The sequence below is a fragment of the Trichocoleus sp. DQ-A2 genome (assembly GCF_039961915.1).
Classification (GTDB): Bacteria; Cyanobacteriota; Cyanobacteriia; order Cyanobacteriales; family FACHB-T130; genus FACHB-T130.
In genome coordinates this window covers 38,970-61,116 of the sequence record NZ_JAMPKD010000005.1, presented here as the reverse complement: position 1 = coordinate 61,116, position 22,147 = coordinate 38,970, and the positions used below count along the sequence as shown (strand labels likewise).

General features: G+C 46.8%; 19 protein-coding genes, 1 tRNA gene and 1 pseudogene. 11 read left to right on the top strand and 10 right to left on the bottom strand.

Annotation, left to right across the window (positions count from 1 at the left end; all coding sequences use genetic code 11):
* Window positions 1-63 precede the first annotated feature (63 nt).
* Window positions 64-1,884, top strand: coding sequence for an NFACT RNA binding domain-containing protein (locus NC997_RS06000; RefSeq protein ID WP_190530079.1), 1,821 nt, complete (start codon window positions 64-66; stop codon window positions 1,882-1,884).
* A gap of 373 nt (window positions 1,885-2,257) precedes the next feature.
* Here the strand turns inward: NC997_RS06000 and NC997_RS05995 are convergent, their stop codons facing one another.
* Entirely contained in the window at window positions 2,258-4,282 is a 2,025-nt protein-coding gene (locus tag NC997_RS05995; protein WP_190530076.1) for an iron uptake porin, read from the bottom strand.
* Window positions 4,283-4,617: 335 nt separating this feature from the next.
* On the opposite strand from NC997_RS05995, the gene NC997_RS05990 reads away from it, so the two are divergent.
* Both NC997_RS05990 and NC997_RS05985 read left to right on the top strand, forming a co-directional pair.
* Window positions 4,618-5,649, top strand: coding sequence for a zinc ABC transporter substrate-binding protein (locus NC997_RS05990; RefSeq protein ID WP_190530074.1), 1,032 nt, complete (start codon window positions 4,618-4,620; stop codon window positions 5,647-5,649).
* 23 nt (window positions 5,650-5,672) lie between these two features.
* Entirely contained in the window at window positions 5,673-6,455 is a 783-nt protein-coding gene (locus tag NC997_RS05985) for an ATP-binding cassette domain-containing protein (protein WP_190530118.1), read from the top strand.
* A 31-nt stretch (window positions 6,456-6,486) separates the two neighbouring features.
* On the opposite strand, the gene NC997_RS05980 is transcribed toward NC997_RS05985, so the two are convergent.
* On the bottom strand, window positions 6,487-6,897 hold the full coding sequence (locus NC997_RS05980) for a metalloregulator ArsR/SmtB family transcription factor (protein ID WP_190530072.1): 411 nt from the start codon (window positions 6,895-6,897) through the stop codon (window positions 6,487-6,489).
* A 61-nt stretch (window positions 6,898-6,958) separates the two neighbouring features.
* Here NC997_RS05980 and NC997_RS05975 point away from each other — a divergent pair, with 61 nt between their 5' ends.
* Window positions 6,959-7,837 (top strand): metal ABC transporter permease, encoded by an 879-nt coding sequence (locus NC997_RS05975; protein ID WP_190413887.1) that lies wholly within the window; start codon window positions 6,959-6,961, stop codon window positions 7,835-7,837.
* 114 nt (window positions 7,838-7,951) lie between these two features.
* Here NC997_RS05975 and NC997_RS05970 read toward each other — a convergent pair whose 3' ends face one another.
* Window positions 7,952-8,116, bottom strand: coding sequence for a metallothionein (locus NC997_RS05970; RefSeq protein WP_190413885.1), 165 nt, complete (start codon window positions 8,114-8,116; stop codon window positions 7,952-7,954).
* A gap of 222 nt (window positions 8,117-8,338) precedes the next feature.
* Between NC997_RS05970 and NC997_RS05965 the strand changes: the two genes are divergently transcribed.
* A tRNA-Phe gene (locus NC997_RS05965) sits at window positions 8,339-8,411 on the top strand.
* A 177-nt stretch (window positions 8,412-8,588) separates the two neighbouring features.
* A pseudogene (locus NC997_RS05960) lies at window positions 8,589-8,697 on the top strand (WYL domain-containing protein); the annotation flags it as partial.
* Window positions 8,698-8,906: 209 nt separating this feature from the next.
* Here the strand turns inward: NC997_RS05960 and NC997_RS05955 are convergent.
* From NC997_RS05955 to NC997_RS05935, 5 genes are all read right to left on the bottom strand, one after another.
* On the bottom strand, window positions 8,907-9,107 hold the full coding sequence (locus tag NC997_RS05955) for a hypothetical protein (protein WP_190412997.1): 201 nt from the start codon (window positions 9,105-9,107) through the stop codon (window positions 8,907-8,909).
* Window positions 9,108-9,513: 406 nt separating this feature from the next.
* A complete protein-coding gene (locus tag NC997_RS05950; RefSeq protein ID WP_190530070.1) occupies window positions 9,514-10,611 on the bottom strand; it encodes a HAMP domain-containing sensor histidine kinase in 1,098 nt (365 codons plus the stop codon).
* Window position 10,612: 1 nt separating this feature from the next.
* On the bottom strand, window positions 10,613-11,320 hold the full coding sequence (locus tag NC997_RS05945) for a response regulator transcription factor (protein WP_190412999.1): 708 nt from the start codon (window positions 11,318-11,320) through the stop codon (window positions 10,613-10,615).
* Window positions 11,321-11,867: 547 nt separating this feature from the next.
* On the bottom strand, window positions 11,868-12,353 hold the full coding sequence (locus NC997_RS05940; RefSeq protein WP_190413000.1) for a hypothetical protein: 486 nt from the start codon (window positions 12,351-12,353) through the stop codon (window positions 11,868-11,870).
* 220 nt (window positions 12,354-12,573) lie between these two features.
* The gene (locus NC997_RS05935) at window positions 12,574-13,479 is read right to left on the bottom strand and encodes a CoB--CoM heterodisulfide reductase iron-sulfur subunit B family protein (protein ID WP_190530068.1); all 906 of its coding nucleotides are present in this window, start codon (window positions 13,477-13,479) and stop codon (window positions 12,574-12,576) included.
* A gap of 380 nt (window positions 13,480-13,859) precedes the next feature.
* Between NC997_RS05935 and acpP the strand changes: the two genes are divergently transcribed.
* The 5 genes from acpP (at window position 13,860) to NC997_RS05910 (ending at window position 18,693) form a co-directional block, all read left to right on the top strand.
* Window positions 13,860-14,111: an acyl carrier protein gene (gene acpP / locus NC997_RS05930; RefSeq protein WP_190413002.1), complete on the top strand. Its 252-nt coding sequence runs from the start codon at window positions 13,860-13,862 to the stop codon at window positions 14,109-14,111.
* A 205-nt stretch (window positions 14,112-14,316) separates the two neighbouring features.
* A complete protein-coding gene (fabF, locus tag NC997_RS05925; RefSeq protein ID WP_190425191.1) occupies window positions 14,317-15,570 on the top strand; it encodes a beta-ketoacyl-ACP synthase II in 1,254 nt (417 codons plus the stop codon).
* Between the two features lie 287 nt (window positions 15,571-15,857).
* On the top strand, window positions 15,858-17,870 hold the full coding sequence (tkt, locus tag NC997_RS05920; protein WP_190413004.1) for a transketolase: 2,013 nt from the start codon (window positions 15,858-15,860) through the stop codon (window positions 17,868-17,870).
* 81 nt (window positions 17,871-17,951) lie between these two features.
* Window positions 17,952-18,083, top strand: a complete 132-nt coding sequence (locus NC997_RS05915) for a hypothetical protein (protein WP_277877581.1) — start codon at window positions 17,952-17,954, stop codon at window positions 18,081-18,083.
* Between the two features lie 349 nt (window positions 18,084-18,432).
* Window positions 18,433-18,693: a hypothetical protein gene (locus tag NC997_RS05910; RefSeq protein ID WP_190413006.1), complete on the top strand. Its 261-nt coding sequence runs from the start codon at window positions 18,433-18,435 to the stop codon at window positions 18,691-18,693.
* A 36-nt stretch (window positions 18,694-18,729) separates the two neighbouring features.
* Here NC997_RS05910 and NC997_RS05905 read toward each other — a convergent pair whose 3' ends face one another.
* Together NC997_RS05905 and NC997_RS05900 are read right to left on the bottom strand one after the other, a co-directional pair.
* Complete coding sequence (locus NC997_RS05905) at window positions 18,730-20,991, bottom strand: fused MFS/spermidine synthase (RefSeq protein ID WP_190530066.1); 2,262 nt, start codon at window positions 20,989-20,991, stop codon at window positions 18,730-18,732.
* A gap of 300 nt (window positions 20,992-21,291) precedes the next feature.
* Window positions 21,292-22,029 carry a hypothetical protein gene (locus tag NC997_RS05900; protein ID WP_190530063.1) on the bottom strand — a complete coding sequence of 246 codons (738 nt, stop codon included), beginning with the start codon at window positions 22,027-22,029 and terminating at the stop codon, window positions 21,292-21,294.
* Between the last annotated feature and the right edge of the window lie 118 nt (window positions 22,030-22,147).

The window sequence follows — 22,147 nt, the reverse complement described above, 5'->3', positions numbered from 1 at the left end:
CTGAAACTGAGAGGATAGAAAGAGACCGCTCCTCGAAATCTTTACAAAAAATACCGATCGCGCGTGCAACTCGTTGACTTTACTACCTTAACTGCCGCTTGTTCTGAGCTGCGTGCTGAGTGGATACCGGCGCGGCTGGAACAAGTTTATCAGCGCGATCGCTTTACAATTTCCATAGCCCTGCGAACCCTGAAGCGGCGGAGTTGGCTGACAGTTTCTTGGCATCCGCAAGCAGCGCGTGTTTGCATTGGCGATCCACCCCCCCGCACGCCAGATACATTTACCTTCAGCGACCAGTTACGACATCAGTTGGGGGGCTTTGCCTTGGTGGCGATAGAAGCGAGTAGCGCTGACGCGAATACACCTTCAGCGATCGCACCTTGGGAACGAGTGATAGATTTACAATTTGCCAGACGGCCTGGAGATCCGGCTATCTGGCACCTGTACGTTGAAATCATGGGCAAATACAGTAACGTCATCCTTACAGGTGCAGACAACCTGATTGTCACCGCCGCCCATCAAGTCAACGCCCAACAATCTAGCGTCCGTACCATCCTGACCGGACAGCCCTACGAATCTCCACCCGCCCTCACTGCAACCATCCCGACTTTAAGCGAATCTCAAGAACGCTGGCAAGAACGGCTGAGTTTAATTCCCGCAGCACTGCGGCGTCAGATGCTGAAAAATTACCGGGGTTTGAGTCCAGCGCTGGTTGTCTCAATGGTACAAGCCGCTGGTCTAGATCCAGAGCAATCGACCGATACCCTCACACAATCTGACTGGGACGCATTATTTCTCCGATGGCAAGAATGGCTGCAAGCAATTCTGAAAAGCCAATCCTCTCAGTCTTCTATCCCCTCGCCTACGACACTCGTGACGCATAAGGAGACTGGGGCAGTTTTTCATCCCGGCTGGACACCTGAAGGATACAACGTCTTGGGCTGGGGCATTGTTAAGCCTGCTGAATCAATCCAAGAATTACTCAACCGCTACTACACCGATCGGCTCAATCAACAAGAATTTAACCAGATTCATCATCAGTTGAGCCAGAAACTCAACAACGTTCTGGAAAAATTACGCTTGAAGGCGTCTACTTTTACGGAACGCTTGCAGCAATCCGATCAAGCAGACCAATATCGGCAACAGGCAGATTTGCTGATGGCTTACCTTCAGAACTGGGAACCAGGGATGAAGTCAATTGACCTCAATGATTTTGACACCGACAAACCTGTCACAATTCCCCTCGACCCTGAAAAAAATGCCGTCCAAAATGCCCAATCCCTCTACAAGCGGCATCAGAAGCTGAAACGCGCTCGCTCAGCCGTTGAACCGTTACTTAACGAGGTGCAAACGGAAATAGACTACTTGGAGCAAGTGGAAGCTAGCCTAACTCAGCTGGATTCTTACGATGACCCAGAAGATTTACAAACGCTTTTAGAAATCCGCGATGAGCTGATACAGCAGCAGTATCTACAAGATCCGGACAACCGCATCCGTAGGGACGAGGAGGGAAGCCACCCTTATCGTTACCAAACACCCAGCGGCTTTGAGTTATTGATTGGGCGCAATAACCGCCAGAACGACCAGCTAACCTTTCGGATGGCTGGAGACTATGACCTCTGGTTTCACACGCAGGAAATTCCAGGAAGTCATGGATTGCTGCGTGTCGCTCCGGGTTCTGTCCCAGAAGAAGCCGATTTGCAATTTGCCGCCGATTTAATTTCCTATTACAGCCGCGCCAGACAAAGCGATCGCGTGCCAGTTGTCTACACGGAACCCAAGCACGTCTACAAACCCAAGGGTGCTAAACCGGGAATCGCTATTTATAAGCAGGAGCGCATTATCTGGGGGAGTCCTCAAACAGGAATCAACTATCTAAGGTAAGAAGTTTACAAAAAAATGTAAATATTTCTTTCAAAAAATGTGTATTTCCTGTTACAGTAAATATTAAAGAAATCTTACGGCTGGCGGATGGGAACGCGCAGCTCTGGATTTCCTCGGATTAACGACAACAAAAATAAAGATTTTGTTCAACCAGCTGCCACATCAGCTGGTTTTTTTTCAGCGGTGACTAGTCATTAGTCATATCGCAAGGCCTTCCCTTCAGATCCCTGACTTAGAGAAGTCGGGGATCTCGCCTTTAAGAATCCTTTAGGACTGAATCTGATTGAATATCCCCAGTTAAGAGGAACGCTACCCCGCAAGCAAAGCGTGGCGTTCTGCCAATCACGAATGACTAATGACTAATGGCGCTTCACTAGAATGTAAACGTGGTGCGGATAGTGCCGATCACAATATCATCGTTACGATTATTGTGGTCGGGAGCAGTAAGCCAGATAACCCCAGGTGTGATGGCGATATTGTCTGTCAATTGATACTGATAGAACGCTTCAATGTGCAGTGAAGTATCGTCATTGTCTCCCACTGGCGGGGTGGGGATGCCTGCTGCGGTTAATGCGGCGACTGCGCCGGGATTGATATCGATGGTTGAGTTAGTGACTTTCGGCTCCATCCCAACGATAATGCCAGCCAAGTTGCCTTGTTTACCCAAATCTGGGAAGGCTAAGGTGACAGCCCAGTTCCAGATGTCAACTTTGCCACGCTCAATGAGTCCGCCTAAAGTGGAGAGGTTGCGCGTGTTGGTGTAGCCAACCCAGCCACCCAAAACAAAGCGATCGCTCAGTTGCCAAGATAACTCTACCCCATAAGAATTGCTGATCACGGGGAGATTGGTGCTGAACCCTAAGTTAGTTAAACCCCCGCCGACTGAACTACCGTCAATATCGGTATCGAAGAAGCGGGCAAGTCCGCCCTGGAAATTTGCGAGATTGCTACCAGTGCCGGTGTCATTGTTGTTGTAGGAATGAATGTACGTCAAGCCCAGCTTCAAGCGATCGCTTGGCTTGATCAATAGCTGTGCCAAGGCACCATAAGGGCCATTGAACAAACCACCATCTTCTTCCGGGTTAGCGGCGTCCCCTGCTAAATAGCCTAAGCTGAGTTCAAAGCGATCGCCCAACTGCTGCCTTAGTCCAACTCCAGCACCTTCTGCTAGGTAATAAATCGGCGGGCGCGTTCCAAAAGTAGAGAGTGCCCCAGTTGTACCATCACCGTCGAGGAAGTTGACGGTATCGGTAAAGTCATCCGCCGCACCTGCATTTGCCGCAACTACCACTTCTGTTCTCTCACCGATGGGGAAAGCGTAAAGAAACGCATCCACGAAAACATTACTGTCGGTATCACCTGAGAAAAACAGGTTGCCTTCTGGTGTCAAAGTGCGTTCGGTAAGAGAACCGAGTCCTTCCGCTTGCAGTCGTGTTCTCAGCACATCTTTCCCGGTGAAGCTGGTTTCAAAATTCAGACGGGTCCGATGACCAAAAATCGCTACATCGTCGATCTCATCGCCAGTCGCATCTTCTCCCTTGAAAATCCCTGCCAGCGCAAAGATCGCTTCTCCCTGTAATTTGGTGGTGGTGGAAAATTGATGGCTTTCCAGAAAAGCGGTGCGATCTTCTAAATTATCAACGCGCGTCCGCAATGTCGCCAATTCCGCGCCAAATTCATCAATCAGTCGCTGTAATGTAGTTAAATCCGCTTTGGTGACGAAATCTGCCGAACTGGCGGCAATCAATTTCTCGATTTGTTGCAGACAAGCATTCAAACCGGCGGCAAATTCATACCGGCTGAGTGCCCGGTTGCCGCGAAAGGTGCCATCGGGATATCCTGCAATACAACCGTAACGTTCGACAAGCGATCGCAACGCTTCATACGCCCAATCTGTCGGTTCTACGTCTTGCAGTTGGGAAACATTCGTGACTTGTTCTAGAGAACTATCCAGAGAACTATCCGCGCCCTCTGGATTGGTATAAACATCGATTTGTTCTAAAACATCGGCATCAGCCGTCACTGATGTTGGGGTGGTAGCTGGGATTTGGGCTAAATCCGTCACTGTTGACTGATTTGGCGCGATCGCCTCTGATGCGGGTGTTTCTACCTTGACAGCAGATGTCTCGTCCAGCTTGATCTCAGAAGTGGTAATTAGGGCAGCTGCGACGGCTACCGAGTTTGATTCCAATTCTTCATTTTTTTGATGTAACGCTTGAGATTCCTCTTGATCCTCCTTGATTGGGAGAGTGGGAGCGATCGCATCCTCGATTGCGTTCTCCTTAACTTCCATCACCGCCGGGGTTTCCGTTGCGAATGCCCCCGCATCCGTTAACAGCATTGCACCGAACACTGCTGGGCTTACCAGCAGCGCATTCCACAGGTTTTTAAATTTCATTTCTCACTCCTGACACCCTTTCAAGATTCTCCGCAGCGACTGACTGCTCTACAGTTTGCTAAAGACAATTTATTGACAATTTTGCTGAATTTTGCTTATAAATTGCCTTTTTCCAATGAAAAGCATCCGTTGCTGCTGAGAAATTTTGCTTTTAAACACTTAAGAGACAAGATTTCTCCAACTTTTACAATCCCCCCTGATGGCATTTACCAGTCAAAACTCAACTATCGGCAGCAATATCATACTAAAATGAGAATTATTCTCATAATATTAAAACAAGACTCATTCTCAAAAAAAGTAGATTGACACTTCCACCGTCAATCAGGAGATAAACCGTGACGTGCCTTAGAATCCGACATTATTCGAGCAAGCTTGCCCTACCTTTATTACTGCTGCCAGTGTTCGCTGCTGGGTGTACCTCATCAAATACTTCTGTCCCATCCCCACAGCAGAGTGCTTCACCGCAGTCGCCAGTAGCAGCGCAGAATCCGAAGTCTCCACGGGTAGTGGCAACGTTTTTGCCGATTTATTGGTTTACCAAGGCAGTTGCGGGTAACAAAGCGCAGGTAGAAATTTTAGTGTCACCAGGCTCGGAAGTGCATGAGTATCAAGCGACACCCGCAAACGTACAAGCGATCGCCCAAGCAGATGTGCTGGTAAAAAATGGCTTCGGCTTGGAAGAATTTCTTCAAGAAACTATCAAAAATTCTGGAAACGCTCAGATTAAAGAAATTGATAGTAGTAAAAGCATTAACGCCTTAGAAGACGCCTCACCCGTGGTGAATGGTCAAGCAGCTAGCCACGAAGACCACAACCACGAGGGAGAAGCCGGTGCAAAGGCAGAAGAACACGACCATGCAGAAGGTAATCCTCACGTTTGGCTCGATCCAGTCCGAGCAAAACAGCAAGTAGAGAATATTCGGGATGGTTTAATTGCAGCCAATCCTGAGAACAAAGCGACTTATCAAGCAAACGCCACCGCCTACATTCAGCAACTGGAGGCGCTAGACAAAGAATTTCAGCAGCGTCTGCAACCCTATCGCGGTTGTACTTATGTCACTTTCCACGATGCCTATCCTTACATTGCTCAGCGCTACCAGCTTCAACAAGTTGCAGTAGTTCAGATTCCCGAAGATAACCTTTCGCCTGCTGACATCCAAAAGGCGGTTGGGGCAGTGAAAAAGTACAATGTTAAAGCCCTACTTGGCGAACCAGGAACTGACAATAAATTGCTTGAAAGTCTCTCTACCGACTTGAAATTAACCCTGAGAACCATCGATCCTCTGGAAAATGGCCCCCTGACTCCGGAGCATTATTTCACCGCGATGAAGCAAAATCTGCAAACCCTGGAAGCTGCCTGCAAGTAGACGTGAGAAACTCTGACGCCCCTATCCCATCGCCAATTCTGAAAGTTGACGGCTTAACTGTATATCTAGGCAGCTATCTGGCGCTTCGGGATGTCTCTTTTGAATTGCTACCCGGAACTGATACAGCAGTAGTTGGCCCGAATGGTGCGGGTAAAAGTACGCTGGTGCAAGCAATTCTGGGATTAATTCCGCGAAGTGCCGGAAAAGTAGAAATTTTTGACCGTCCAGTTGAACGTTTGGGGCATTGGTGTCACTGGTTAGGCTATATGCCGCAAAATTTTATCTTTGACCGGAGTTTTCCAATTTCTGTCGCCGAAATGGTGGGGTTGGGATGGGCGAAGAAAAATCAGGAGTCAGGAAAACTCACGGCTCAAAACTTTTTGTCATTCTGGCGGAAAGATGAAAAGAAATCAGAAGCGATCGCTTCTGCCTTGAAACGGGTAGACGCTTATCACCTGCGCCGTCAATCCATCGGTACTCTGAGTGGTGGGCAACTCAAGCGTGTTTTGTTGGCTTATTGTCTAGTCATGCCTCGTCAACTTCTAGTCCTGGATGAAGCGTTTGCCGGTGTGGATGTGCAAGGTGCAGCAGATTTTTATGCTTTGCTGAATGAACTCAAACGCGAGCAAAATTGGACGGTGTTGCAAGTTTCCCACGATATTGATATGGTCAGTCACCACTGCGATCGCGTTCTCTGCCTCAATCAAACGGTAGTCTGCACTGGCACCCCGGAAATTGCCCTTTCCCCCCAAAACCTGCTAGCCACTTATGGCCCAAGTTTCAGTCGCTATCATCATCACCACTAAAAAGAATCAAAATGCTAGGAGTTTTTAATATTTAATTGGCTTCATCCAAATGTTCTGCAACAGAGCGATAGAGGTCTAAAACGTGATTATCTTGAAGGCTATAGAAGACCTTGCGCCCACGCTTGCGGTAGCTAACCAGTCGTAGGGCACGTAAGGCTCTCAACTGATGGGAAACCGCTGACTCGCTCATTGCCAGCGCTCCTGCCAAGTCACACACACACAGTTCTTTGAGTGCCAAAACTGATAGAATCCGCAGGCGATTGGCGTCTCCTAAGAGACTAAAGAACTCCGCCATTCGCTGAGACTTCTCAGTGCTGAGAATCTGAGTTTGCAATTGGTGAACGTTATCTATGTCAAGCGGGTGTGGCGGATTACAATTTAAAGTTTCTGTCTTCTGAAGGTCGCTATTTACAGCTTCATCAGATGAAAGTTGCACTGACATTTCTCAAGCTATAGGTAGATACTCTTATCGTAACTGATTCGCTGACGTGGATGGAAAGCTCATGACTCTCCTAGATTGGTCGATCTCATTTCATTTTCACTGGCTAGCGATCGCGGATAGCGCTAACTTAATCACCTTGTTGCAGTTTCCCTTCATGCAACGAGCGATCGCAGGTGGCGTCCTGATGGGACTCCTAGGCGGCTTTCTCGGCAGTTTTGTGACTTTGCGCCAGTTATCTTTTTTCAGCCACGCCGTTGGTCACGCAGCTTTAGTCGGGCTAGTGATGGGAGTCTTATTGCAGCTAAATCCCACCTGGATGCTACTACCCTTTACAGTAATTTTTGGTTTAGCGGTTCTCTACTTGATTGACCAAACCAATCTCGCCAGCGACAACATCCTCAGCATTGTGCTATCCGGTGCCTTAGCAATTGGCGTCATCCTCAGCAGTTTTATCCAGGGATACCGAGGCAACCTCTTAGGCGCTCTATTTGGCGATATTCTCGCAATTAATAACACCGACTTGGTGCTGGTTTTCCTATTGCTTGTGGGCAGCGGTATCTTCTTACTGTCAACGCTGCGAGAGCAAATCTTATTGACGCTTAACCCCGATGTAGCAAAGGTTCAGGGTGTTCCAGTTCAGCTCTATCGCTACTTATTTGTTGTACTGCTGTCCCTGGCAGTTGCCGTTTCTATCAAAGCCGTAGGCATCTTACTCGTCAATGCCTTTTTAGTGATTCCCGCTTCTACTGCCAAGTTGTTGAGTCACCAATTTATCTACTTTCTCTGGCTCTCCGTTTTCTTGGGAGCGATGAGTAGCGTTGCTGGAATGATTGTATCCGGTCTTTTTAACTTTGCTTCTGGCCCTAGTATTGTTCTCGTCCAGTTTTTGCTGTTTCTAGCCGTTCTTGGCTGGGCAAAGCTGAATCTGCAAACTAGCTGAGACAAGTAAGGTTAGCGGGTTGTGGATTAGCCGGTTGAAGGTTAGCCAGTTTATGAGAACTTTCCACTGCTGTAAACCTTCAACCTTCAACTCTTGTAAGCTTTCAACCTTCAGTTAGCCGCAGTTACAGCCGTGATGGGAGCAGCCTTGTCCAGATTCGTGACCATTGGCACAAGCTTCCCCGCAGTAGTATTTACCACCTTTTTCCACCGCTTCGCTGATGGAAACAACGCACAGGCAAGATTCACAGGCACATTTCATCGAAGTTACGGTAGTCATCGCTTTGTCCTAGTCAACTCTTCATTTACTATAACATCTGAACAGATATTCAGATATTGATTCTTTTCAGGAATCGTCATAGAAATAGCGATACAGAGATAGCGATCGCCCTTGCTGGAACTGCGATCTCTGACAAAAAACAAAAATATTACCGAATCTGCCACTAGGGGCTTGTCAACACTGTCTAACTTTGTTAATTTAATAAAGCACCAAAAAAAGTGCGCCGGGATAGCTCAGTTGGTAGAGCAGAGGACTGAAAATCCTCGTGTCCGGAGTTCAAATCTCCGTCCTGGCATTTTCTAAAACATAGATTCAGCACAAATTTTAGCTGATTGTCACTGCTACATTCTTATCGGGATTATGTAGAGTCTACATAAATCCTGATTAATAATAAATAGCTATATAGCGATAAATTAAGGAATTTAGATTCACGGCAACCCGCTTTTCTGCTGGATTGGCTTTGTTCTGCTCTTTCTGGTTTATTCGAGAGGTCTATGCAGTACGTACCGGATTGCGTAGTGATATTGCCGGAGAGCGTGCGATCGCGCTTAACAGACAAAATAAAATCCCTCTGCCAGTAGTACAATCTGGAAATCCGGGATTAGTGGCTCTCCAAGAGCGCGTGAAAGCAGCGCCTCTTGGTTAGAGTTGGCTTAACTCTAATATCCACGCAATCGGGCTTGCCAAAACCACTTGGTTTTGGCAAGCCCGATTAATTTACGCGAACTTTTGAAACCCGCGCAAGTGGATTTAGGCAAATTTCACTCGCACTTGTTACGACAGCGCAATATTATAATTTCTGTTTAGTTTTTAAGACTTCTATGTAAGCGATGGGAAGAACCACAGGCCAGAAAACTGTTGCGACCGTCAAAGTGATAAAAGAGGAAAATCTTTCTTCCGTATTCCAACTGCGATCGCGCTTAAACAATTCTAGCCAGAGGGTAAACAAAGTAGCAGCTATCAACAGGTAAATCACTTCTATACAGATCATAAGTTTATCCGGAGTCCTTTATCTCTCTCTATTGAGCATTCCCATACCAGAGATCGAGAATTTTTATTGCTTAACAAAACTTAGCAATAAGGCATTTTCTCCCCTTCTCAGAGGCAAAGCCTGTTATGCCAACAACAGGAGCAAGTTATGTCGAAAATTTATAATTCAAGGATCTAGTAACGAACCATCAAGGTTGTTGCTAAAGTTAATTTTTGCTTTGCTAGGTCGCTCTATTACTTATCAACGCTTGCTTTGCCATTTACGCAAGCAATTCGGAGATTACACACGTTCCCTCCAACCGTAGGAAATAGAAAGCGCAACAAGCAACAGTGCGTTAGTCCGGAAATCTATAAAAATTGAGCGCTTCAACAAAAGCCCCGTACAGCCATTAGCTCAAGTACAACCGTTAAGCTAAAGGTAAGAAAAAACGAAACGTACTACCCTTTCCCAGTTCACTTTCTACTTCAATCTGACCGCCTTGCAATTCGAGCAACCGGGAGGAAATCGCTAAACCGATACCGGTTCCTCTAGAATTTTGGCTTCGAGACTGTTCAGCCCGCCAAAATCGCTCAAAGATATGGGGCAAATCTTCTGGTGCAATTCCTTGACCCGTATCTACTACCGCAATCCAGAGGCGTTTTGGCTCAGTCCAAGCTTTGACCGTAATCGAACCAGCACTGGTATATAGCAGCGCATTTCCCAACAAATTGACCAGAACCTGCTCCACACGGTCAATATCAGCTAAGACCGGGGGCATCTGGGGCGGACAATCTAAGCGCAGCACCGGGCCATCTTCCAGCACCTGGTCAGAAAATTTTTCCAACAGGGACTCTAATAAAGGTCGTAGATTAACTGGCTGGAGATTAATTGGTAAATACCCTGCCTCTGCCTTAGAGAGTTCCTGCAAATCGTTGACTAACCGTTCTAGCCGGATTGTTTCCCTCACCAAGCGCTGGTAAATCTCTGGCGATGGTTCAATCCTGCTATCAGCCATCTCCTCCAGGTATCCGCGAATTACAGTTAGGGGCGTTCGGAGTTCATGGGTCAGGTCGCTAATCAGTTCTCGCCGCCGCTGTTCCACACCTTCAAGACTAGACGCCATGCGGTTAAAACTAGAACCCAGGCGGTTGAGTTCGGGAATTTCACTTTTTGGTAGTCGCTCATCTAGATGCCCAGCAGCAAACTTGCGGGTAATTTGTTCCATCTGGGTCAAAGGCTGGGTAATTCGGCGAGATACCCAGTAACTCAAGCCACCAGCAGCTGTAGCACCCGCGATAAATGACAAGAACGTGCTGCGACTCCAGGCTGTTTCAAACCCTCTCACCAGCTGCCTGCGAGCATAGCGTACCTGTATGCCGCTGACCTCGATTTGTTCGAGTTGGACGATAAAGAAGCGGGGAGAAGACAGTTTACTGATAACGAGTAGACTACCCACTCCTACCATCATTACTAAGAGATGGGAAAGAAACAAGCGCGATCGCAGTCCCATTTTATTCCGGGGCATTTTATAGAGGTGAATCTTCAAACTTATAGCCCACACCAACTACTGTCTTAATAAAGGTAGGATTCGCTGGGTCTGGTTCAATTTTTTTCCGCAACCGAGCCACATGAGTATCCACCACCCGTTCATCGCCAAAAAAATCGTTCCCCCAAAGCTTCTCAATGAGTTGCGTTCGGTTCCAGACGCGACTGGGATGACTGATAAACGTTGTTAAGAGATTAAATTCTAAGGTAGTCAAATCAAGTGCTTCCCAAGGATGGGGACTCAGTTGACGAGAGGCAGAGTGCTGCTCTACATCAACCGTGAAATGCTGAGTGCGATAAACCTGATGTTGTCCGCCTTGACGCAGGCTACGCCGCAGTAACGCCCGAACTCTGGCAACCAGTTCTCTAGGGCTGAACGGCTTGACAAGGTAATCATCCGCACCCGTAGAAAGACCGATTACCCGGTCAATTTCTTCCCCTCTAGCCGTTAGCATCAAAATATAGGGATCTTTGGCTCCCGGTTTCTGCCGTATTCTGGCACACACTTCCAGCCCATCCAAACCCGGTAACATCAAGTCGAGAATGATTAAATCTGGTTGTTGCTCCTGAAAAACTTGTAGCGCTCTCAGACCATCGCGACTCAGATGACAGGAAAACCCCTCTTTTTCTAAAGTTATTTGGATGAGTTTAGCAATTTCCGGTTCATCCTCAACAATCAAAATATCCATATTGCTCAAGAAACATATAAAGATAAAAAAAAATTCTTTCTATGTCATTTTAAATTCATCCATCTGGTGCAGAACCAGCAAATAATTCTGCAAGGATTGGATTCAGTGATGATAAACTATGAAACCTTAACTTACTCAATCCTAAGCTAAGTAATGTTAAACCAGTTCCTTCTGAGATTCTCAATACTTCGATAGTTCTAATGGTAATTCGGGGCTTTGATAGGCTCCAATCGATCGCGCTTCTTTCTCGTGCGAATACACCAAACTCAGACTCAGCAAGGATTTTAGCCTATCATTTTGTAACTCGCTAGAGTTCAAGCCGCTGTAGTGCAAATGGTGAAAACGCGCTACCGAACGTTAACATAGCCCCAGCGTTGGGCAATCAAAGACAAGGCTTCCGGGAGTTGAGAAGCTTGTAATATTGAGCTAAGCTACTTGGATAAGTTTAATATTTGCTTTAGCTATAGCGGTTACTTTTTGAATATTTGGTTTAGCCACAATGGTTACTTTCAGAACCCTGATAATTAAGAATTAAGGAATTTAATTTTTAATCTTTTGGACGCATTGCCTCTCGACCTAGCATCATCATTCCGGCAACGCCCAAACAGACAAACCAAATATACTGATACCAATATTCCCGCACCTGCTCAACAGGGCTAAGTTCTGGATGCAAGAGATACAGATAAAGCAGCAACAAAACCAGAAAAAGCGCCCCAAATCCCGAAAAAGTCAAACCAATTAGAATACGAGCTGGTTTCAATTCCTCATCGCTGATTTCATCCAAGTCAATCTCTGCCAGTTGGTTGAGAGATTCATCAGCCACCTCGGAAGCATCTTGCAAACTGATTGCCACTGGCGGCGGCAACACCGGCGACAGAGTTGCTAAGGTTTTGCGTCGCAGCAACCCTTCGGTGTCTCGCAGAAACTCCAAAGGTGTTAGCGTCGCAGCTCCGAAGGCGCTTCGCTCTGGTGGTTCAGCAAATTCAGTTGCTTCGGGCATTGAGGTTGCAGTAACTTCTGGTTCAAAATCCATCGCTTATTTCAATCCCTAATCGGAATTATAAACTTATGCCGACGCCTAACATTCTTTTAACCTGAAAGCCTTTGTCATGTCACATCAAATTTGTCAGATTTTGTAGAAACTGCCTCGCGCTGCCAAGCCGCCGAGACAGTTTCTAGGAAACAATCAAAGTGGTGAATTTTCTAAACTTAGACGACAGCGATGCTAGGACTAAAGTAGCCCACCCTACCCTCTAAAAGCCCAATTTTTCCAACACCGGATGAGTTGAGACAATGTGTCTATCCAAACCGAGCTGCTTCGGGCTAATCCCCAGCGCCAGAGAAATTAACTGGGGTAAATGCAGCACTGGCAAACCTAACTTATGCCCGATCGTTTTTTCAACCTCCGGTTGACGAGAGTCGAGATTTAGATGGCACAGGGGACAAGGCGTCACCATACAATCAGCCCCTGCATCGAGGGCTTCTTGAATGTGCGACCCAGCCATCTTGAAAGATTGCGTGGTGGCATAGCTGGAAAGAGGCCATCCGCAACACTGGGTGCGTCCTCGGTAGTAAACTGGCGTCGCCCCTACTGCCCGAAACACATTTTCCATCGATTCGGGTTGGAGAGGGTTGTCATAGGGGATATGAGTTTGGGCGCGGAGCAAATAGCAGCCATAAAATGCCGCACACTTCAACCCAGCTAGTTTGCGGCTAACTCGATTTTGCAACTCCTCTAGTCCATAATCGGCGACTAATGCCCAAAGCAGATGTTTGACTTCTGTACTGCCTTGATAAGGAGAACAGCCTTCTTTCTTCAGTAAGCCATTCACCTGCTCGATATAAGCCGGGTTTGATTGTTGGGAGTCCTTCAAACGCTCATCTACATGACCAATGACGCCCTGGCAGGTACTGCAATGGGTTAACAACGGCAGATTCAGTTCTTCTGCTAGAGCAATATTGCGAGCGTTTACCGTATCTTCTAGCAGTTGAGAATCTTCTTTGTAGGTACCAGAACCACAACAAGCAGCTTTTTTTAGCTCAATCAGTTCGATGCCCAGGGCTTGGGTGAGGGCTGCTGTAGACTGGTAAAGCTCCCGGCAAGCGCCTTGAGCAACGCAGCCGGGAAAGTAAGCATATTTAAGAGTCGGGGATGCCATATTTTGACGAAAGACCAAAGGCAATTCAGAAGGACTGAGAATTTCAGGACTGTTAGCGTAGCGGGGCGTTAGCTCGGACTGAGCAGAGGAATGTCAGGAATCAGGAGGAGCAAAAAATTACTTTTTTCTTTTTTTCACTCAGTCCGCACTTTCACGCCTCTACGCTAACAGTTCTCAGCACTCCCTTTACCCCTATCATCGCTTGTCCATCCCATACTGGGGGCAACTGGTGACATTCGTTTAAGTTTCAATAGAACAGTGCCACTTGGAGAAGCGACTATCTATCGCTTTTGTTGTCCCCTCTTTCAGATAAGATGAAGAGATGCTTAGAACCGTATAACCCTAAGAACATAGCTTGAGGGAATGGGTAGAGGATCAATATGAGCCAAGAGGAAATTTTTGCAAGAGTCAAGAAGATTGTGGCGGAACAACTGGAGGTTGCACCCGACGAAGTCACGCCACAAGCTAACTTTGCTAACGATCTGGGAGCGGATTCCCTCGATACGGTTGAACTCGTAATGGCATTGGAAGAAGAGTTTGATATCGAAATTCCAGACGAGGCAGCTGAGCAAATTGCCACCGTTCAAGCCGTTGTGGACTACATCAGTGGCAAAGTGGCGGCTTCGGCATAAATAATCGTGCTGAATGCTGTAGGGGCGGGTAAAGAAGAATTTTCTTCGGGCGCGTTAATTAAAACTAATTAAAACTCGGTGCAAAACTCGCCCACAGGGAAGTCCTAAGTTGAAAATAACAATAGATACTTAGTTCTGAGTCTTCTTTCCTCGGTCCTATTACTGTTTTGCGTTTTGGGTGCAAAACCCATCTATTACTGGCATAATGACAAATTTTGAACGGAAGCGCGTTGTTGTAACAGGTCTCGGCGCGATTACACCGATAGGCAACACTTTGACAGATTATTGGTCAGGGTTGTTGAGCGGCACAAATGGCATTGGTCCGATTACATTGTTCGATCCTTCCCGGCATGATTGTCGCATCGCTGGTGAAGTCAAGGGATTTGACCCCCACACATACCTGGAGCGTAAGGAAGCAAAGCGGATGGATCGCTTTGCTCAATTTGCGGTAGCTGCGAGCAAGCAGGCGATCGCAGACTCTCAATTTGTCATTAATGAGCTGAACGCAGAACAAGTCGGCGTCATCATTGGCAGCGGGGTGGGCGGTCTTAAAGTGTTGGAAGACCAGCAAGAAATCTACTTGAGTCGTGGTCCCGACCGCTGTAGCCCGTTTATGATTCCCATGATGATTGCCAACATGGCAGCGGGTTTAACGGCAATCCACACGGGTGCCAAAGGGCCAAACTCTTGCCCGGTGACAGCCTGTGCCTCTGGCTCTAACGCGGTGGGAGATGCCTTTCGCCTGATTCAAGGGGGATATGCCCAAGCGATGATTTGTGGTGGCAGCGAAGCCGCCGTGACACCTTTATCGTTGGCTGGATTTTCTTCAGCACGGGCACTTTCGACGCGCAATGACGACCCGGCTCATGCTTGTCGTCCTTTTGATCGCGATCGCGATGGCTTTGTCATGGGTGAAGGCGCTGGCATTTTAGTGTTGGAAGAACTGGAACACGCCTTGAGCCGTGGCGCTCGGATTTATGCAGAAATTGTTGGCTACGGCATGACTTGTGATGCCTACCATATGACTGCACCCGTTCCAGGTGGTGAAGGAGCTAGTAGAGCCATGCAGCTAGCTTTGAAAGATGCAGGATTGGCTCCCGATCGAGTTAGCTACGTCAATGCTCATGGAACCAGCACACCAGCCAACGATGTGACTGAGACAGCAGCGATCAAAAAAGCTTTAGGTGAGAGTGTTGCCTACAAAGTGGCGGTTAGCTCCACCAAATCGATGACGGGGCACCTGCTAGGGGGTTCTGGCGGGATTGAAGCAGTTGCTACGGTGATGGCGATCGCCCAAGACCAGATTCCTCCCACCATCAACCTGGAAAACCCCGATCCGGGTTGTGACCTGGATTATGTACCCAACAAAAGTCGCTCTCAAACCGTCGAGGTGGCGCTGTCGAACTCTTTCGGGTTTGGCGGTCACAACGTGACACTCGCATTTAAAAAGTACAGATAGGGGCGATAAAAATATCAGCGGGTCGGGTGAGGGGAAAAAAATTTAATCCTTCACCCTTTATAATTTATCCTGTTTCTCACAAAGTATGGGATCTCCCATTCCGAATCGACATGGGGTAAGCAAGACCACCTATTTCGATGGAATGGCGATCCCTTAATACTGCCCACGACTTGCCCATCCATCCGGCTAATGGGATGATCGGTTAATGGGTGCTTAGGGCGATCCAGAGCATTCAACTTCCCGCTCAGCCAATTAGCGTGCTAAACCGTCGTTAAGTAGAAGAGATTATGGCCGTTGCAACCCAATCACTCGAAGAACTTTGTATTAACTCCGTCCGCTTTCTGGCGATTGACGCCGTAGAGAAGGCAAAATCAGGGCATCCAGGGCTACCGATGGGCGCGGCTCCAATGGCATTTGTGCTTTGGGACCGCTTTATGCGGTATAACCCAAAAAATCCCAAATGGTTCAATCGCGATCGCTTCGTCCTCTCTGCCGGTCACGGCTCCATGTTACAGTACGCCTTACTGTATTTAACTGGTTACGAAGATTTAACGATTGAAGACCTCAAGCAGTTCCGGCAGTGGGAATCGAAAACTCCCGGTCACCCGGAAAACTTCATGACTCGAGGCGTAGAAGTCACTACAGGTCCCCTCGGTCAAGGAATTTCTAACGCTGTAGGCTTAGCAATGGCTGAAGCTCACCTAGCAGCTAAATTTAACAAGCCGGATCATACGATCGTAGACCACTACACTTATGTGATTTTGGGTGATGGTTGCAACCAAGAAGGCGTCTCTGCCGAAGCTTGTTCCCTAGCCGGACACCTGGGGCTGGGCAAACTGATTGCCCTGTACGATGACAACAAAATCACCATCGACGGTCACACCGATTTATCGTTCACCGAAGATGTCGGCAAGCGCTATGAAGCCTACGGCTGGCACGTCCTAACGGTAGAAGACGGCAACACCGACCTAGAGGCAATTCACAAAGCAATTGAAGCCGCTAAAGCTGTTACTGATAAGCCTTCATTAATTAAAGTTGCCACTACGATTGGTTACGGTTCTCCCAATAAAGCCAACACCCACGGCGTACATGGTTCTGCCTTGGGTGGGGATGAAGTGAAAGCAACTCGCGAGCATCTGGGTTGGGAATACGAGCCTTTTGAAGTTCCAGAAGATGCCCTCAACCATTGGCGCAAGGCAATCGAGCGCGGTGCTAAGTATGAGGAAGAGTGGAACAAAAACTGGGAAAATTACAAAGCCAAATATGAAGAGGAAGCTGCTGAATTAGAACGGCTGATTAGCAACAAACTGCCAGAAGGTTGGGACAAAGTTCTCCCCACCTACACCCCAGAAGACAAAGCAGATGCTACCCGCAATCACTCTGGCAAATGCTTGAATTCTCTAGCTGGAATTTTACCCGAACTCTTGGGTGGTTCAGCTGACTTGGCTGGTTCCTGCATGACCTTAATCAAGAGTTCTGGCGACTTCCTCAAAGGTCACTACGAAAATCGCAACCTGCGCTTTGGCGTCCGCGAACACGGTATGGGAGCGATTTGTAATGGCATTGCCCTGCACGGCACAGGTTTGATTCCCTATGGAGCAACCTTCTTAGTCTTTGCTGACTATATGCGGGCAGCGATTCGTCTCTCAGCTCTCTCCCATGCGGGCGTGATCTGGGTAATGACCCACGACTCAATCCAGTTAGGTGAAGATGGCCCTACTCACCAACCTGTGGAAACGATTGCCTCCCTGCGGGCTATTCCCCAGCTAACGGTAATGCGTCCTGCTGATGGAAACGAAACCTCTGGTTGTTATAAAGTGGCGATTGAGGCAGCTAACCAGCATCGTCCGACTCTTCTGGCGCTGTCTCGTTTAGCACAGCCCAACTTAGCTGGCACTTCGATTGAAGGCACCACTAAGGGTGGTTACATCCTTTCCGATAGCGATGGCACGCCTGAGATTATCTTGATTGGCAACGGAAGCGAACTGCAACTTTGCGCCAAGGCAGCAGACCAGTTGCGCGGTGAAGGGAAGAAAGTCCGTGTCGTTTCCCTGCCCAGCTGGGAGTTGTTCGACGAGCAGGATGAAGCTTACCGGGAATCTGTATTACCCAAGGCTGTCACTAAGCGCCTAGCTGTAGAAGCCGCTTCTAGTTTCGGCTGGTGCCGTTACCTCGGAAATGAAGGCGCGATGATTAGCATTGACCGCTTTGGCGTTTCTGCTCCAGGGCCAGTTGCTCTAGAGAAGTTCGGCTTCAATGTTGATAACGTAGTCGCGAAGGCGAAGGCTCTGTTGGGCTAATAGCTAGGAAATAGTCTCTTGTAGGGTGGGCTGAAAAGTCCCCCCTTTTTTATTCACATCTGAGTTAAGTAGGGGTGGGCAATGCCAGAACCTCACCCTAATCCCTACCTGCTCTTGGCAAGGAAAGCTGGAGCCGCAGGCTCTATCAGGGTAGGGTTGCGCTTAATGGCGGGGAATCAGGCGGATTTAACATGGCATTGTCACTTCGATTGATTCCCATCTTCTACTTCAGGAAAAAAAATTTCAATTTGATTGTGTGTGCCGGTTGAAGAATTGTCTACTGCTAGAGGCAGTAGTTGTTTGGACTTCAAAGCGCGATCGCTCGTTTTTCCCCAAGCCGCAAGTGTTGATACAGCAAGGAGTAGCCAACTACATCGGCTAAAAAACAACACAGAAATAGCATCAGGGTAGAAAGTCGGCTAAGAGAGTGACACAACAACGATTGTGGGCTATGCAAAAGTTTCTTATTTTAAGTAAGTACCGCAACAAGAACACGCTGATCGCTCAATCTGAGCGATTTAGGCGTAAATCGAGCAAATATTGAAAATAAAGAGCGAAAGTCATGCAAAAAGACCTGAACTACCCAATGATGGCGATTGTTAACGATTTAGATGCTCTGATGACCGAAATAGATGAAAATCCACAACTCTCTTCATGGGTCGTTCGTCTGGTACTCAAATCAATTAAAGAAAAAGCCAAGAGAATGGCTACCGAGACAGCGCCTCAATCAATTTATTTGAATCAGCCTCCTTATCTCGATGCTTTTGCCAACTCATCCACACTCAACACCTCACAAATCAAAGTATTACGGCAGCTACGGTAGATTGTATACGGCGTGCGATCGCGTCGCATCTGTCATTCACCCGGCTTTTCTAGCTGCAAAGGCACGTAATACTCGGAAGATATTAGAAAAATCATCTGTCCACAGAGGCGCTGATTTTGTTTCCGGGATGGGTTGCCAGCGCGAGTCACTGACGAGATTGCCCAAATCTTTTTGATTACGAGCAAATAGCACCCAGTGAGAAGGAGATTTCCCGATTTCCCGCTCAGATTCAGAAATATCTGCTTCTCTCTGCCTCAGTGTAGACAATCCTAAATCCTGAGCTAAAGCGCCCAAAACCGGCTCAAGATTCAGGAATCGATTAGAAATGTTAATGACAATTAACCCTTCTTTAGCTAACTTACTCAAGTAAAGCTGAATGGCTTCCTTCGTTATTAGGTGGATGGGGACTGAATCCGAGCTGAAAGCATCCATGAAAATCAGGTCATAGCGATTATCTGGAACTTCAGTAAATCGCAACCGAGCATCCCCTAAAACTACAGATAATGGCGCTTTTGAATTCTGTAAAAAGGTGAAGTAACGAGTGTCACGAGCTAACCTTTCAATAGTCGGATCGATTTCATAAAAAGTCCATTGTTGCCCCAATTCTGAGTACGCAGCTAGCGTCCCAATTCCCAACCCTAGCACCGCAACATTTTTTGGAGGTTTTGTTTGATTCAAAGAGCTAAATAATTGCCCAATGGGACCAGTAGGATAAAAATAAGTTAAAGGTTCATTGTGCCGTTTTGGGTCGAGACTTTGTTTCCCATGCAGGATCGTTCCATGCAAAAGACTATGATAGCTGCCGCGCCTATCATCTAAAACCCGATAGACGCCAAAAAAGCTGCGTTCGGTATCGAGAACACCACCGAGAGTTCCTATCGAAAACTGGCTAATTAAAACAACCAAAACTAAGCCTAAACCAAACCGGATTGGATGTAGCTTGAAGGCGTAAAAAATGCCAGCTAGGATGATAAAACCGATAAGGTCGCCTATCAGGTTATTCGTAAAATTCTTGCCAGTAAAACCAACCAGCAAAGTGCCGATTAAAAGACCTAAACTGATGGGAAAAGTTAAACGTCGCTGTAGGTTAGATAGGGGATCGTCTGCCTCCTTAGAAGTTTGCATAAGGAGGAGACAAAGTACCATAATCAGAGGGTACTCCAGGACAGATTGAAATAAAACTGGAGCCGCGATCGCATTAAATAATCCACCGAGGACACCCCCAACAGAAATCCACAGATAAAAATTAGTGAGATACTGCGTACTGGGACGACTTCGAGTCAATTCTCCGTGAAAAACACAAGCCGCCACAAAAAATCCCGCCAAATGTAAGGGGAATAATACCCATATTGGCTGCATCGCCTGAATCAAAAATAAAATTATTAGTATAGTCAACCATAAAGGTAAAATTGCCACTAAAGCTTTATGAGGCAAAAGTGGTTTACGGGCAAAAGTTAAAATAAATGTTAATAGATAAATCGCTAAAGGAATTGCCCACAAAAGCGGAATTGCTGCAATGTCTGTCGTGAGATAAGTAGTAACTTCTAGAAGTAAACTAGAGGGTAAAAAGGATAGCAATACCCATTGCGCTTGCTGTTGAATCGTGGGAGGTTCTTCTGTAGGTGCGGATTTATTGACTAAATTGGTGTCGCCAGCAACATCTTTAATAAACCCGGCGTTACCCGCTTGTAAACTGTTGAATTTTTCAGGCGATCGCCATAGGCATACTGCACATCCTAGAGTGAGCAAAACCAATAATCCGTAACCGATTGTCCATAGCCAACTTTGGTGTGTCAGCGAAAAATTTGGTTCAATTAAGATGGGGTAGCTGAGAACCCCTAACATACTGCCCAGGTTACTCGCAGTATAGAGGAAATAAGGATCGGAACTCGCTGGGTGTCCTGTCTCAGCAAACCACTTTTGCACTAAAGGCGCACTGGTAGCAACCACAAAAAAGGGAAATCCGACACAAAAAAGCAGCAAAACTAACAGCCAAGGGATAGGATTGACATCATGAGGAGGAATCCAGTTCTTAGCAGGAGTAATGGGTAAAAATGCTATTGGTAATAGCAGAAAAATAGTGTGAATAACAGCTTGGTGGCGAACCCTAAACCAACTCGTTGTGATGTGGGAATAGCCATAACCTAGTAATAAAATTGCTTGGAAAAAGAATAGGCAAGTGTTCCATACTGATGGAGATCCGCCTAATAAAGGCAGAATCATCTTGGCAACCATCAATTGTACCCAGAAAAGGAGGAAAGCACTAACAAAAAGGGTGAAAGAAAAAAGAATAATCAAAAGCACTGCTCCTTTGGTAGATAGCTGAGGCTTACATTAATTATATTTGCAACAGCCCACAATGCAATTCAGTTTGTATAGCTAATTAAAAAAATCCAGTTTTTATTCTATTAATTCGTTTAATCTTGACTTATTTTTTTTAATGTATACTTATGTCAAATTCAGCTTCCATTTTTGGCCGATTTCCCACTTTTTCTCAAAGGTAAAATCAGTCAATTCGTTGTGATTTTGCACCAACTCATAACTGATGCAGATATCGTCTTGGCGCGTCGGTTCAACTAGCGATCGCGCTCTATCCCTTCATCCCTCACTGCGCGCATCCCTCAAGCCTTCTAGGAAGCCGCGTTGAGCGTGCGATCGCATATTCTCCTCGCTCAACTCCATCAAGCACACCAATTCATGTCCTTTGTAATATTCTGGATTCCGTTCTAAAAAGTAGCGCACATCTGGTTTATGCTGAAATCCTTCTTTAATCTCTGCCCAGCTTCCTCGCAAATGCCCTAGCGACGAGGGAAAGCGAATTAACCCACTCGCAGGATCGTAGTCATCTCCAAATTTTGTCTGAGCTAGGTAATCCATCAACGCCTGAGAATTTACTGGCGTTGGATATCGCCAAGTCGGATAAAAACGTTGGGCAAATACCGACAAGTAGCGATACGTCCGGTATCCCTTAACAATTAGAAACCAATATAAAGGTTGCTCCATTGCTTCGCCTTTAATCTTCCCAGCCAGACGACACCACGCCAATGGCAGGGTTTGTTCTCCCCAATATTGATGATGGATAATCGTATCGCCGGAGAAAATAGCACGTTTCGGCTTTCCTTCAAATTCAAACGAAAGAATCGCCAGTGTGGAAAAACCTTGAAGTTTTTCCTCTTCATTCCACAGCAGGATTACATAATCTTTGTTACTCAAATCCTGTTGAAAAATTTCCCAACTGCTGCCATCGTAATACTGGGTATATAAGTCATACATCAAGCGGATTAGGTACGTTTGGATTTTTGGTTTAGGGACAACTTCAGCTTTTAAACGGTTCATAGAGTCAGAAAATAGCCAATATAAACTGCTGGATTGTCAGTCCATCATAACAGTCCAATTTCTGAGTAGGGTCTAAAAAGGCTAGCTACCATGTAAACGCTTCCTAAAGCTGTCAGAA

What these genes read in the sequence shown, in the direction of transcription:
- NC997_RS05995 (WP_190530076.1), bottom strand. Translation starts at nt 4,282, where the DNA reads ATGAAATTTAAAAACCTGTGGAATGCGCTGCTGGTAAGCCCAGCAGTG.
- NC997_RS05980 (WP_190530072.1), bottom strand. Translation starts at nt 6,897, where the DNA reads ATGTCAGTGCAACTTTCATCTGATGAAGCTGTAAATAGCGACCTTCAG.
- NC997_RS05975 (WP_190413887.1), top strand. Translation starts at nt 6,959, where the DNA reads ATGACTCTCCTAGATTGGTCGATCTCATTTCATTTTCACTGGCTAGCG.
- NC997_RS05970 (WP_190413885.1), bottom strand. Translation starts at nt 8,116, where the DNA reads ATGACTACCGTAACTTCGATGAAATGTGCCTGTGAATCTTGCCTGTGC.
- NC997_RS05955 (WP_190412997.1), bottom strand. Translation starts at nt 9,107, where the DNA reads ATGATCTGTATAGAAGTGATTTACCTGTTGATAGCTGCTACTTTGTTT.
- NC997_RS05950 (WP_190530070.1), bottom strand. Translation starts at nt 10,611, where the DNA reads ATGCCCCGGAATAAAATGGGACTGCGATCGCGCTTGTTTCTTTCCCAT.
- NC997_RS05945 (WP_190412999.1), bottom strand. Translation starts at nt 11,320, where the DNA reads ATGGATATTTTGATTGTTGAGGATGAACCGGAAATTGCTAAACTCATC.
- NC997_RS05940 (WP_190413000.1), bottom strand. Translation starts at nt 12,353, where the DNA reads ATGGATTTTGAACCAGAAGTTACTGCAACCTCAATGCCCGAAGCAACT.
- NC997_RS05935 (WP_190530068.1), bottom strand. Translation starts at nt 13,479, where the DNA reads ATGGCATCCCCGACTCTTAAATATGCTTACTTTCCCGGCTGCGTTGCT.
- acpP (WP_190413002.1), top strand. Translation starts at nt 13,860, where the DNA reads ATGAGCCAAGAGGAAATTTTTGCAAGAGTCAAGAAGATTGTGGCGGAA.
- fabF (WP_190425191.1), top strand. Translation starts at nt 14,317, where the DNA reads ATGACAAATTTTGAACGGAAGCGCGTTGTTGTAACAGGTCTCGGCGCG.
- tkt (WP_190413004.1), top strand. Translation starts at nt 15,858, where the DNA reads ATGGCCGTTGCAACCCAATCACTCGAAGAACTTTGTATTAACTCCGTC.
- NC997_RS05915 (WP_277877581.1), top strand. Translation starts at nt 17,952, where the DNA reads ATGCCAGAACCTCACCCTAATCCCTACCTGCTCTTGGCAAGGAAAGCT.
- NC997_RS05910 (WP_190413006.1), top strand. Translation starts at nt 18,433, where the DNA reads ATGCAAAAAGACCTGAACTACCCAATGATGGCGATTGTTAACGATTTA.
- NC997_RS05900 (WP_190530063.1), bottom strand. Translation starts at nt 22,029, where the DNA reads ATGAACCGTTTAAAAGCTGAAGTTGTCCCTAAACCAAAAATCCAAACG.